General features: G+C 69.7%; 11 protein-coding genes. 4 read left to right on the forward strand and 7 right to left on the reverse strand.

What is annotated here, in order from left to right; genetic code table 11:
* Window positions 1–54: 54 nt before the first annotated feature.
* Both ACSHWB_RS00625 and ACSHWB_RS00630 read right to left on the reverse strand, forming a co-directional pair.
* On the reverse strand, window positions 55–1,395 hold the full coding sequence (locus ACSHWB_RS00625) for an amino acid permease (RefSeq protein WP_439664494.1): 1,341 nt from the start codon (window positions 1,393–1,395) through the stop codon (window positions 55–57).
* 138 nt (window positions 1,396–1,533) lie between these two features.
* Window positions 1,534–2,721, reverse strand: a complete 1,188-nt coding sequence (locus ACSHWB_RS00630) for a trans-sulfuration enzyme family protein (RefSeq protein WP_439660121.1) — start codon at window positions 2,719–2,721, stop codon at window positions 1,534–1,536.
* Between the two features lie 74 nt (window positions 2,722–2,795).
* Here ACSHWB_RS00630 and ACSHWB_RS00635 point away from each other — a divergent pair, with 74 nt between their 5' ends.
* Entirely contained in the window at window positions 2,796–3,236 is a 441-nt protein-coding gene (locus ACSHWB_RS00635) for an Lrp/AsnC family transcriptional regulator (RefSeq protein WP_090066988.1), read from the forward strand.
* On the opposite strand, the gene ACSHWB_RS00640 is transcribed toward ACSHWB_RS00635, so the two are convergent.
* From ACSHWB_RS00640 to ACSHWB_RS00650, 3 genes are read right to left on the reverse strand one after another with little or no spacing between them, the layout of a single operon-like run.
* Window positions 3,233–5,629, reverse strand: a complete 2,397-nt coding sequence (locus tag ACSHWB_RS00640; protein ID WP_439660122.1) for a BREX system ATP-binding domain-containing protein — start codon at window positions 5,627–5,629, stop codon at window positions 3,233–3,235. The two genes, ACSHWB_RS00635 and ACSHWB_RS00640, sit on opposite strands and share 4 nt — an antisense overlap.
* A 54-nt stretch (window positions 5,630–5,683) precedes the next feature.
* Window positions 5,684–5,992, reverse strand: coding sequence for an AzlD domain-containing protein (locus ACSHWB_RS00645; protein WP_439660123.1), 309 nt, complete (start codon window positions 5,990–5,992; stop codon window positions 5,684–5,686).
* Window positions 5,971–6,636, reverse strand: a complete 666-nt coding sequence (locus tag ACSHWB_RS00650) for an AzlC family ABC transporter permease (protein ID WP_439660124.1) — start codon at window positions 6,634–6,636, stop codon at window positions 5,971–5,973. The genes ACSHWB_RS00645 and ACSHWB_RS00650 overlap by 22 nt, the downstream gene beginning before the upstream one ends.
* A gap of 88 nt (window positions 6,637–6,724) precedes the next feature.
* On the opposite strand from ACSHWB_RS00650, the gene ACSHWB_RS00655 reads away from it, so the two are divergent.
* A complete protein-coding gene (locus ACSHWB_RS00655) occupies window positions 6,725–7,279 on the forward strand; it encodes a helix-turn-helix domain-containing protein (RefSeq protein ID WP_439660125.1) in 555 nt (184 codons plus the stop codon).
* Here ACSHWB_RS00655 and ACSHWB_RS00660 read toward each other — a convergent pair.
* Window positions 7,276–8,103 (reverse strand): hypothetical protein, encoded by an 828-nt coding sequence (locus ACSHWB_RS00660; RefSeq protein ID WP_439660126.1) that lies wholly within the window; start codon window positions 8,101–8,103, stop codon window positions 7,276–7,278. The genes ACSHWB_RS00655 and ACSHWB_RS00660 overlap by 4 nt on opposite strands.
* Before the next feature lie 210 nt (window positions 8,104–8,313).
* On the opposite strand from ACSHWB_RS00660, the gene helR reads away from it, so the two are divergent.
* Window positions 8,314–10,485, forward strand: coding sequence for an RNA polymerase recycling motor ATPase HelR (helR, locus tag ACSHWB_RS00665; protein ID WP_439660127.1), 2,172 nt, complete (start codon window positions 8,314–8,316; stop codon window positions 10,483–10,485).
* A 115-nt stretch (window positions 10,486–10,600) separates the two neighbouring features.
* Window positions 10,601–11,251: an LppU/SCO3897 family protein gene (locus tag ACSHWB_RS00670; RefSeq protein WP_439660128.1), complete on the forward strand. Its 651-nt coding sequence runs from the start codon at window positions 10,601–10,603 to the stop codon at window positions 11,249–11,251.
* Between the two features lie 56 nt (window positions 11,252–11,307).
* Here the strand turns inward: ACSHWB_RS00670 and pdxS are convergent, their stop codons facing one another.
* Window positions 11,308–12,201 (reverse strand): pyridoxal 5'-phosphate synthase lyase subunit PdxS, encoded by an 894-nt coding sequence (gene pdxS / locus ACSHWB_RS00675; protein ID WP_189155917.1) that lies wholly within the window; start codon window positions 12,199–12,201, stop codon window positions 11,308–11,310.
* Window positions 12,202–12,233: the final 32 nt, after the last annotated feature.

The raw sequence follows: 12,233 nt of genomic DNA on the forward strand, positions 1-12,233 counted from the left end.
CACCGCGAGCCGCCCCCAACGCGTGGGGACGGCTCGCGGCCTGAACGGGCTGCGTCAGTCGATGGTGACGAGATCCCGCTGCTCCACCGGCTGACGCGACTTCACGAAGCGCCATCCGAGGAACAAGACCAGTGCCAGGACCGGGATGGACCAGAACGCGATCCGCTCCGCGTGACCGTCGGAGAAGGCCATCTGCCCGACCACCAGCGCGAGGAACGCGAGCGTGAGCCAGGACGTGTACGGCGCGCCGGGCATCCGGTACGACGGGCGCTCGATCTCGCCCCGCGACGCCTTCTGCCGCAGCTTCATCTGGCAGATGATCAGCGTGGCCCACGTCGACACGACGCCCAGTGACGCGATGGCGATCGCGATGTCGAACGCGTCCTTGGGGACGATGTAGTTGAGCACCACGCCGGCCAGGTACGCGACACCGGTGAAGAGGATCCCGCCGTAGGGCACGTGCCGGGAGTTCATCTTGCCGGTGATGGCCGGGGCCTCACCCTTCTGCGCCAGCGACCTCAGGATGCGGCCGGTCGAGTAGAGACCGGAGTTGCAGGAGGACAGCGCCGCGGTCAGCACGACGGCGTTCATGATGTCGCCGACGGCCGGGATGCCCAGCGCCGAGAACACCGTGACGAACGGCGACTCGGTCCCGGTGTAGTGGTCCCACGGCAGCAGCATCGTCAGCAGCAGCACCGAACCGACGTAGAAGATCGCGATCCGGTACACCACGCCGTTGATCGCGCGCGGCATGATCTTCTCGGGGTTCTTGGTCTCGCCCGCGGCGATGCCGACGAGCTCGATCGCCGAGTACGCGAAGATGACGGCCTGCAGGGTCATCAGCGCGATGCCGAAGCCGGCCGGGAAGAGCCCGCCGTGGCCGAGGGTGTTCGAGACCGACGCCGTGGTGCCGCCGATGTCCGCGTTGCCGATCACCAGGCCCGCGCCGACCACCAGGAAGACGACGATCGCGGTCACTTTTACGACCGAGAACCAGAACTCCAGCTCACCGAAGAGCTTGACGGACAACATGTTGATGGCGATCAACACGACCAGGGCCACCAGCGCGGTGATCCACTGCGGCATGTCGGGGAACCACTTGTGCATGTAGATCGCGACGGCGGTGATCTCGGCGATGCCGGTCATCGCCCAGTTCAGCCAGTAGAGCCAGCCCGACGTGAAGCCGGCCCACGGGCCGATGAACTCGCGGGCGTACTCGACGAAGCTGCCGGACACGGGGCGATGGAGGACGAGTTCGCCCAGCGCGCGCATGACGAAGAACGCCGCGAGGCCGCACACCGCGTACGCGAGGATCAGGGACGGCCCCGCTGTGGCGAGGCGTCCGCCCGCACCCAGGAAAAGGCCGACGCCGATAGCTCCACCGATTGCGATCATCTGCACCTGGCGCTTGCTCAGCGCCTTGGTGTAGCCGTCCGCATCAGTTTCCACAGAACTCACGAGGAGGTTCCTTCCGAAACGGAAAAATGCTCGCGTCGGAACCTCCCGCGCCCCGACGCGCTGATTCGGGGAACCCTAGCGAGTGGCGGTCATCACCAAGTAATCACCTGGGGAAGACTTAACGTAAGCGACATCACACAGCGCCTCGTTCAGGTCTGACCAAATGTCTTCGACGTGCTCGAGTCCGACGGAAATGCGCAGCAAATTGTCCGGAACGCCAGAAGCCCGCAGTTCTTCTCCGGGTACCAGGCGATGGGTCAAAGCCGAGGGATGCTCGATAAGGGTGTCCACCGAACCCAGCGACACGGCCGGCGTGATGAGCCGAAGCCGGCGCACGACCTCGACCGGATCACCGTGCACACCGAACGCGATCATCGCGCCCGTGCCGCGCATCTGCACCGACGCGGACGGGTAACGCACGAACTCCACGGCGTCGTGCGAGGCCAACCGCGAAGCCAGCACTGCAGCCGACCGGGACGCCGCCTCGACGCGCAACGGCAAGGTCGCGAGCCCGCGGTGCAGCAGGTAGCCGCCGAGAGGGTGCAGCACGGCGCCCGTGATGATCCTGACCTGCCGCAACGCCGCTGCCAGCGCCTCGGAACAGGCCACCACACCGCCGAGCACGTCACCGTGTCCGCCCAGGTACTTGGTGCCGGAGTGCAGCACGTACGAGGCGCCGTGCAGCACCGGGTTCTGCAGGATCGGCGTCGCGAAGGTGTTGTCGACCATCACCGGCACGCCGCCCGACTGGCGCACGACGTGCTCGATGTCGACCAGGTCCAGGTTCGGGTTGGCCGGTGTCTCGACCACGATCAGCCCGGTGTCCGGCCGGATCGCGGAGGACACCAGGCCCGCTTCGACGTACGTGGTCGTGACGCCCAGGAGACCGGACGACAGCAGGTGGTCGGTGCCGCCGTACAACGGCCGCACGGCCACGACGTGCGGTTTTCCCGCCATCACGCAGGCGGCCTGGACGACGGCGGTGACCGCGGCCATGCCGCTGCCGAACGCCACGGACGTCTCGGTGTGCTCGAGAGCCGCGAGCGCCTGCTCGAATCGGGCCACCGTCGGGTTGTGCAGCCGCGCGTAGACGGGCGAGGTTGCCCGCGCGGCGCCGGTGGCCCACTCCCCCAGCGCCTCCCCGCCGAGCGCCTGGTCAGGCACGGGGTAGGTGGTGGACAGGTCGATGGGAGGTGCGTGCACGCCGAGCTCCGCGAGGTCGTCGCGGCCGCCGTGCACTGCGATGGTCTCGATGCGCGTCATGGCCTGAATGGTGGAGACTTCCTCGGCAGAGTGGGCGGAAGACCGCAGGCGATTCGGTGGAACGGAGAACAGCCGTGCTGGATTCGATCGACGAGGCCATCGTGCGGGAGCTGCGGAAGGACGCGCGGCTGCAGAACAAGGACCTGGCCGAACGCGTCAACGTCGCGCAGTCCACGGCGGTGGTCCGGCACCGGGCGTTGAGGGAACGCGGCGTGATCACCGGCTACCACGCCGAGATCGATCCGAACGCGGTCGGGCAGCACGTCCAGGCGATGCTCGCGGTGAAGATCCGCCCGCACACCAAGGAGATCGTCGACCCGTTCATGGCTTACGTGTTGTCTCTTCCCGAAACGCTCGCGCTGTCACACGTGACGGGTCCAGAAGATTTCCTGGTGCACGTCGCGGTATCGGACGTCGGTCATCTTCAACGGCTCGTGCTCGACAAGTTCACCAGTCGGCGAGAGGTGACAGAGGTTCATACAAACCTGCTTTTCTCGCACGTCAGGAAGCATTAACCGGCCAGGCGCAATGCGGGTGCGAGCTGGTCGCGGCCGTCAATGCCGAGCTTGCGATAAACCTTCGTCAGGTGGATCTCGACGGTCCGCAGCTGCACGAACAGCACGGCCGCGATCTCGCGGTTCATCTTGCCCGCGGCGGCCAGTGCGGCGACCCGCCGTTCGGACTCGGTGAGGCCCGCGGGACCGGCCGCGAGCTCCTGGCGGATCTCCTCGGCCAGCTCCTCGACACCGCAGTCGTCGGCCAGGTCGACGGCCACGCGCAGCTCGGTGCGAGCCGGCTTGACCCGTCCGGCCAGGTGCAGCGCGCGGCCCAGCGCGAAGTGGCTGCGCGCCCGTTCCAGCAACGCACCGGTCGGGGCCAGCAGGTCGACCGATTCCTGAAGCAGCGCAACGCCCTCCACGCCGAGCAGCACGCCCTGTTCGCGCAACGAGGCCGCCAATGGCAGGACAGCGCCGAGGGAGCGCGCCAGCCGTTCCTCGGCGAGAAGGTGCTCTCCTCCGAGGAGCAGCCGCCACGACGTGCTGTCGCGACGGCGCGCACGCAACCGTTCGCCGCAGTCCAGCAGGTCGCGCATGCCGTCCTTGCGCCGCTCGGCCGCGATCCGCACGCGTCCGCGCGCCGCCAACAGCCCAGGAGCCCCGAACAGGTCCGGCACCTCGCCCGGCACGACCTCGAACACCGCCGACGCCGTCTCGACGTCACGCATTTCCAGCAGTGCCAACGCAAGTTCGGTCAACGCCGCGAAAACCGGCGAGGACACCCGAGCCGCGCCACAGCTCTCCAGCACCGCCAGTGCCTCACGGGCATCGGCCTCGGCACCCGCCAGCCGTCCGAGATCTCGCAGGCACGCCGAACGCGCCGTGAGTGCGGCCGCGATGCACGGCCGGTGCTGCCATCGACGCGCCACGGTCAATGCACGGTCCGTACGCGCGTAGGCGCCCGCCAGCTCACCACTCGTCCGCAAGAATCCGATGGCACGCAGGAAAGGCCCGAACTCCGAGGGCCTGGCCGGCATGACGTCCGGGTCGCCGACGACATCGGGTTCGGCCTCCGGCTCCTCCCCCAGCAACGCCAGCAGACCCGGCAACGCGGGGTGCGCGGGATCGGCCTCCCCCAGGTGGTCCACGGCCGCCGGGACGTCCACATAGGACTCGACCTCGCCGAGCTCCGCCAGCAGGCCGTGCGATCCCGGCTCGTCCATCGCGCGGCGGAGGTACCGGACGGCGTCCACGACCCGGTTGCGCGCACGGGCCCGTCCCGCGGCCGACACCAGCACCTCGGTCGCCCACTCCTCGCCCTGCGGCCGCGTCTCGACCAGGTGCTCGGCCACCGCCTCCGCCGACGCGCCCGTCTCGGTCAGCAGCCGTGCAGCGGCGGCGTGCAGGTCCTGGCGTTCAGTGATCGTCAACTCCGCCCGCAAGGTGTTGCGCACCAACGGATGCACCAACGCGCCGTCGGCCGACAGGAAGCCCATCCGGTGCAGCGCGGCGATCGTTCCTGCCAGTTCGCAGGGCTCGATGCCGATCAGCTCGGCGACGCGCGGCAGCGTCACCTCTCCCCCCAGCACGGCCAGGGCGTGCAACGCGTCGGGGGCGTGCGGGGCCAGGCGGCGGAGGCGGACGTTGACGGTCGGCAGCAACGCCGGTGCGGTGAGTCCCTGCACGTGGTCGGTGTACGCGCGCACGAGGTTCAACAGCAGCAGCGGGTTACCACCGGCCTCGGCACGGCATTGCGCGACGAACTCGTCGTCCCGCGGCCCCAGCTCGTTCTCGATCAACGCCCGCGAGTCGGCGAACGACAGCTCGTCCAAGCGGATCTCGCTGGTCGACGCGGCGAGCAGCTCCTCCAGCGTCTGCGGCCCCGCGCACACCTCGCCCGCCCCGATCCCGGCGAGCGCGAAGATCGGCAGGTGCTCGATGCGGTGCGGCAGGGTGCTCAGCCACTGCAACGACGGCTGGTCGGCCCACTGCGCGTCGTCCACGACGATGGCGACGGGGCGTTCGGCGGCCATCCGCGCCAGCGCTCGGTGCAGGACGTGCAGCTCGGGCAACGTCACCGGGCCCGGTTCGGCCAGGGCGTCGGACTGCCCGAGCGCGGCGGCGATGCGCGGCTGGTGCCCGACGTCGTCCCCCGGCTGCACGCAGACGAACAACCGGCTGACCACGCCGAACGGCAGGTCGCGCTCCAGGTAGCTGCCGCGTGCCGCGAGCACCGTGAACCCGTGCCGCGCGGCCAGCTCCCGCGCGGTCGTGAGCAGTGCGGTCTTGCCGGCCCCGAGTCCCCCGGTGGCCACCACGAGGTGCCCGTCACCGCCGGCCGCCGCGGTGAGTGCCTCCCCCAGCTGCGTCGTCTCCCGGTCCCGCCCGACCAGTCCAGGTTTCGCGCCCATGGGTTCATCTGAGGCCTGTCCCCCATCGGCCCTCTATCGCGGAAGCATCGGCCCCTACGCCACCCCGGCGAGCCGCAGCCCCGCCGTCGTCACCGCGGCGAGCACGATGACCGCCACGAACGGCAGCTTGCGCCACGCGGCCAGTCCGCCGACGGCGACGCCGAGCGCGAGCGCCCAGCCGCCGAACTGCTTGCCGTTCGTCAGCGCCGAGACCGCTACCAGCGCGAACAGCAGCACGGTCGCACTGGCCGACATCAGGTCGCGGACCTTGTCGGGCAACGTCACGCGGTCGCGCAGCAACGGCCCGGCGAGGCGGATCGCGAAGGTGCCGGCGGCCAGGATCAGGACTGCGGTGACGGGCACGGCTCCTCCTTCTTCGACTTGAACACGAACAGTCCGGCGAGCGCGAGCAGCACGGGCACACCGGCGGGCAGGAACGGCGTGGTCGCGAGCGCTATCGCGGCGCCCACCAGTGCCGCGTTGCGCGTCCCCGCGTCCTTCAGCGCCGGGAGCGTGAGCGCCAGCAGGGCCGCCGGGAACGCCGCGTCCAGCCCGAACGTCATCGGGTCGCCGATCGCCTGCCCCACGAGCGCACCGATGAGCACGCCCGTGTTCCAGCTGAAGAACAACGACACGCCGCACGCCCAGTAGGCCGCACGCGCTCTCGCGGGATCCTTCTGCGCCATCGCGAACGCCGTCGACTCGTCGATCAGCAGGTGGCTGCCCACGATCCTGGCCAGCGGGTTCTTGCCCAGCACGTCGCCGACCGCGAGCCCGAACGGCAGGTGCCGCACGTTGAGCACGAGCCCGGCCAGCACCGCGGCGGCAGGGCTGCCACCAGCGGCGACGACGCCCACGGCCATGAACTGCGAGCCGCCCGCGAAGATCAGCAGCGACATCAGCACCGGCATCCACCACGGCAGGCCGGAGCCGACCGAGATCGCGCCGAAGCTCGCACCGGTCACCGCGGCACCGAGTGCTACCGCGGCGACGTCACGCAGGAGCACAGCATCAAGAGTTCGCCAGATCGAACGGACCACCCATTAAGATGAACACCTGGGATCGGTGTTCGTCAAGACGAACGGATGGACTTCTGTGTCGAACGCACCACTCGACCTCATCGCGGCCAACCTCCGCCGCGAGCGCGACCGCACCGGCATGTCGCTTTCGGAGGTCGCCAAGAAGGCCGGCGTGGCGAAGTCGACCCTCTCGCAGCTGGAGTCCGGCGCCGGAAACCCCAGCGTGGAGACCCTGTGGGCGCTCGGTGTGGCGTTGGGCGTGCCGTTCAGCCAGCTCGTCGAACCCGCCGTACCGCGCGTGCAGGTGATCCGCGCGGGCGAGGGCCCGGTCATCCACTCCGAGCGCGCGCACTACTCCGCCACGCTGCTGGCCGCGTGCCGTCCCGGCACCAAGCACGACATCTACTGGCTGGCCCTCGAACCCGGCGGCGCGCGCGAGTCGCTGCCGCACGTGCCGGGCAGCATCGAGCACATGATCGTGGCGACCGGCCGCTGCCTGGCGGGCCTCGCCGACGAACCGATCGAGCTCGGACCCGGTGACTACATCGTCTATCCGGGCGACGTGCCGCACATCTGCAAGGCGCTGGAACCGGGCACGAGCGCTGTCATGGTCATGGAGCACACGGTCTAGCTCAACCTGCTTCGCAACGTGCGCAGCCATGGCTCGGAGAGCGCGGGTTCGCCGTCCATCGCTTGCGCGATCATCCGCCGGACCTCCTTGGTGCGTCCGAGTTCGACCAGGTGCACGGCCTCTGCCAAGGCCATGCGCGTGCGTTCGTCCCTCTTGATCTCGCCGGAGTACCCGCGCCACTTCACCAGCCGGTAGCCCCGCGTCAGCTTGGTCTGATGGTCGCCGAAGTAGGACCAGACCTTCCTCTCCAGCGAGACGTTCACCACCGCGGAGGCCGGCAGTCGGTGGGTCCACTCGGGGTGCTCCTGCTGCCACCGCCAGGTGTTGGGGCTGGTCTTGGTGCGCATCGTGACGCCGACGAACCGCAGCTTGCGCCGGATCGCGGGCCAGGTCTCGCGCTCCTCGGCGATCCAGTCGTCCAGCAGCGCGAAGAGCTTGGTGAACGTGGAGCCGACGTGCACGACGTCCACGAAGGTCACCGGGCGATCGCGCCTGGCCAGCGCCGCGGGCGTGATGCCGATCGCCGCGGCCATCTCCCTGGCGCGCCGGACGTCGCCGGGGATGAGCTCGCCAGAGCCGTAGAGCGAGATCGGCAACCGGCTCAGCACCCGTCCCGAGTCCGGCAGCGCCCCGCTGAGCAGGTCGAACATCGAGTCGAGCGACCTGCCCACGAACACCAGGTCGCCGTTGCCGCTGCGCGCCAGGACCTTGCCCGCGCACTCGGCGAGTTCGGGCAGGTACCACGGCTCGGGCGCGGTCACGCCGTCGAGCAGCGACCCGAGCTGGTCGGGCGTCACGAGGTCCCAGCGGTACGGCACGTTCATCCGGCCATGATGACGACCGGGCATCTACCAGGCCACCGAGTTGTGAACTGTGCAGCGGCCGGCGTCACACGAGAAAACGGGCCAGGTCGCACCCGCGACCCGGCCCGTCTCTCCACTCAAACGTATAGCAGGCGGGGGGCCTTGCCACAAGACCCCGTGGATCGTTCACACTCATCGCCTCAGGCAGAACAAGGGCGCTGTGGGGAGCACGTGGCTTACGAAGAAGAACTGCAGTCCGAGCGTGATTACGTGGCCGGTCTCTACGCACGGCTCGATGGCGAACGTGCACGCGTGAAGGCCGCCTATCTGTCTGCGCTGGGTGGCACCGGCGAGACCGCGATGGAACGTGACAACGAGGTGCGCGCCCGGCACCGCGAGATGAAGCGCCTGAACGTGGCCGACTACGGCCTGTGCTTCGGCCGCCTGGACAGCCTCGACGGCGACACTTCCTACATCGGCAGGATCGGCCTGTTCGACGAGGAGAACGAGTTCGAACCGGCGCTGCTCGACTGGCGGGCACCGGCGGCGCGGCCGTTCTACACCGCCACCGGGGCGACCCCCGAGGGCATGCTGCGGCGCCGTCAGTTCCTCACCCGCCGCCGTTCGGTGGCCGGGTTCACCGACGAGGTGTTCGGCAAGCTCGGCGAGGAGCAGGGCGACGTGGCCCTGCTGGAGGCGTTGAACGCGCCGCGCGGCGAGGGCATGCGCGACATCGTGGCGACGATCCAGGCCGAGCAGGACGCGATCATCCGGCTCGACCACCCCGGCGTGCTGGTGATCGAGGGCGGCCCCGGCACCGGCAAGACGGTCGTGGCGCTGCACCGCGTCGCGTACCTGATGTACACGCAACGAGAGCGCATGGAACGGCACGGCGTGCTCGTCGTGGGCCCGAACCCGGCGTTCCTCAACCACATCGGCCGCGTGCTGCCTTCGCTGGGCGAGTCGGACGTCGTGTTCTCGACCGCCGGCAGCCTGCTGCCCGGCCTGCGCGCGACGGCGGAGGACTCGCCGGAGGTCGCGCGGCTCAAGGGTGCGCGCACCATGGTGGACGTGCTGAAGGCGGCCGTCGCGGCCCTGCAGCGCGTGCCGGAGGACCCCATCCCGGTCGGCATGAAGGACGTCGTCATCGAGATCGGCGCGGACGTCGCCGAGTGGGCCCGGCAGGAGGCGCGCGACAGCGGCCTGCCGCACAACGAGGCGCGCGCGGTGTTCCGCGAGATCGTCACGTACGTCCTGACCGAGCGGGCGATCGGCCGGATCGGGAAGGGCTGGATGTCCCGGTCCGACAAGCAGGCCTGGGAGGACATGCGCGCGGGCCTGGTGAAGGACCTCGCCGACGACGACTCGTTCCTCGCGGTGCTCGACTCGCTGTGGCCGATCATGACGCCGTTCGAGCTGCTGAGCGCGCTGTACTCGTCGCCGGAGCGGCTCGCGGAGGCGGGCGCCGATCCGTCGCTGCACCGCGCGGAGGGCGACGCGTGGACGGTGTCCGACGTGCCGTTGCTCGACGAGTTGTACGACCTGCTGGGCAAGGACGGCACCGAACAGGCCGATGACCAGGCGGCGCAGGCGGAACGCGCGGCCGAGGCCCGGTACGCCGCCGAGGTGCTCGACAGCATGGTCGGCCGCGTGGACCACATGGACGACGAGGACCACCTCTTCGCGTCGGACATGCTCTTCGCGGAGGACCTGGCCGAGCGCTTCGAGGACCACGACCAGCGCACGCTCGCCGAACGCGCGCTGGCAGACCGCGGCTGGACCTACCGGCACGTGGTCGTGGACGAGGCGCAGGAACTGTCCGAAATGGACTGGCGGGTGCTGATGCGCCGCTGCCCCGGCCGTTCCTTCACGGTGGTGGGCGACCTCGCACAACGCCGTGCGGCGGCAGGCGCCACGTCGTGGGGCCAGATGCTCGACCCGTACGTGCCCGGCCGCTGGGAGTACCGGTCGCTGACGGTCAACTACCGCACGCCCGCGGAGATCATGGCCGTCGCGGCACAGGTGCTGGCCGAGTTCGCGCCGGACGTGAAGGCGCCGGACTCGGTGCGCGCCAACGGGGTTCAGCCCTGGTCGCGACACGTGACCACGGACGAGCTGCCGGGCGCCGTCGAGGAGTTCGTCAAGCAGGAGGCGGACTTCGAGGGCACGAGCGTGGTGATCGGGCCGCCCGGCGTGCCCGGCACGGTGCCCGCCGCGGAGACCAAGGGCCTGGAGTACGACTCGGTGCTCGTCGTGGAGCCTGAGCGGATCATGGCCGACGGGCCGCGCGGTGCGGCGGAGCTGTACGTGGCGCTGACCCGTGCCACGCAACGACTCGGCGTGCTGCACCTCGACCAGCTGCCGGCCGCGTTGTCCGGCCTCGTCGAGACGGTGGCCACATGACCCGTTGAGCGGTCGGGGCAAGCCCCGGCCGTCTCTAGGATGGGCGGAAGTCTGGGGGGACTGCTCGCGTCGGCCAGACGATCACATCCGCGTCGAGCCGCACTGGGGGCAATCCATGACGACTCCGCCCATCCCGCCCGCCGCTTCTCCGGACGGGCCAGGTGAACCGGCCAACGTGTGGGCACCACCCACCTCGCCGCCCGCGCACCCGCCTCGTACGGGGCTGGTCCACCCGGCGCTGATCCACCCGCCCTCCTTCGTCCCTCCACGAAGGACCTCCCGGGTCGGCCTGGTGATCGCGAGCTGCCTCGGCGTCCTGCTCGTGGCGATGCTGGCCACGGTCTTCTACCTGTTCCCTGAGGGCCACGGCACCGCGGTCGGCGACTGCGTGAAGCTGACGGGCGTGGAGTCCAACATGAAGTACGACGAGGTCTCCTGCGACGGCAGGCTCCACAACTACACCGTGAGCAAGGTGCTCGACTTCGACTTCCAGGAGTGCGGCGGCGACCCGGACGCGTACACGACCTACAACGGTCGCGAGGGAACGCTGTGCCTGATCCCGGTGTTCTTCGACGGCCAGTGCTACGACTTCATGCTCGCCTCTCTCACCGCCGAGAACCCCGTGGTGGACTGCGGCGCGACCGGAGCGATCAAGGTGCGGGTGCTCACGAACACCGCGGACGAGGCGGCGTGCGGCGCGGACTCGTTGAAGGCGATGGCCTATGAGGAAACGAAGACCACGTACTGCTTCACGCCGGGGTCATAGGACGACAGAAGGGCGCGTCCCCGTCGTGGGGACGCGCCCTTCTCGTTCGTTCTGACCTACCAGCCGCGCTCGGCCAGGCGGTGCGGCTCCGGGATCTCGTCCACGTTGATGCCGACCATGGCCTCACCCAGGCCGCGCGAGACCTTGGCGATGACGTCGGGGTCGTCGTGGAAGGTGGTGGCCTTCACGATGGCCTCGGCGCGCTGGGCCGGGTTGCCGGACTTGAAGATGCCGGAACCGACGAACACGCCCTCGGCGCCGAGCTGCATCATCATCGCGGCGTCGGCCGGGGTCGCGATGCCACCCGCGGTGAACAGCACGACGGGGAGCTTGCCGTTCTGCGCGATCTCCTTGACCAGCTCGTACGGCGCCTGGAGCTCCTTGGCGGCCACGTAGAGCTCGTCCTCGGGGAGGTTCTGCAGGCGGCGGATCTCCTGGCGGATCTTGCGCATGTGCGTGGTGGCGTTCGAGACGTCACCGGTGCCGGCCTCGCCCTTGGAGCGGATCATGGCCGCGCCCTCGGTGATGCGGCGCAGGGCCTCGCCCAGGTTCGTCGCACCGCAGACGAAGGGGACGGTGAACGCCCACTTGTCGATGTGGTTCGCGTAGTCGGCCGGGGTGAGCACCTCGGACTCGTCGATGTAGTCGACCCCGAGCGACGCGAGGACCTGGGCCTCGACGAAGTGGCCGATGCGGGCCTTCGCCATGACCGGGATCGAGACGGCGTCGATGATCCCGTCGATCAGGTCGGGGTCGCTCATGCGCGCGACGCCGCCCTGGGAGCGGATGTCGGCGGGCACGCGCTCGAGGGCCATGACGGCCACGGCGCCCGCGTCCTCGGCGATCTTCGCCTGGGTGGCGTCGACCACGTCCATGATCACGCCGCCCTTGAGCATCTCGGCCATGCCGCGCTTGACGCGGGCGGTACCCGTGACCTGATCAGTGCTCACCTGGGCAACCTTTCACGAGGGGAAGTCTTGGT

Source organism: Lentzea sp. HUAS TT2, from assembly GCF_051853195.1.
Lineage (GTDB): Bacteria > Actinomycetota > Actinomycetes > Mycobacteriales > Pseudonocardiaceae > Lentzea.

Excerpts from the sequence above, each read along its gene's own strand:
- ACSHWB_RS00625 (WP_439664494.1), bottom strand. The coding sequence starts at position 1,395 with ATGATCGCAATCGGTGGAGCTATCGGCGTCGGCCTTTTCCTGGGTGCG.
- ACSHWB_RS00630 (WP_439660121.1), bottom strand. The coding sequence starts at position 2,721 with ATGACGCGCATCGAGACCATCGCAGTGCACGGCGGCCGCGACGACCTC.
- ACSHWB_RS00640 (WP_439660122.1), bottom strand. The coding sequence starts at position 5,629 with ATGGGCGCGAAACCTGGACTGGTCGGGCGGGACCGGGAGACGACGCAG.
- ACSHWB_RS00660 (WP_439660126.1), bottom strand. The coding sequence starts at position 8,103 with ATGAACGTGCCGTACCGCTGGGACCTCGTGACGCCCGACCAGCTCGGG.
- ACSHWB_RS00670 (WP_439660128.1), top strand. The coding sequence starts at position 10,601 with ATGACGACTCCGCCCATCCCGCCCGCCGCTTCTCCGGACGGGCCAGGT.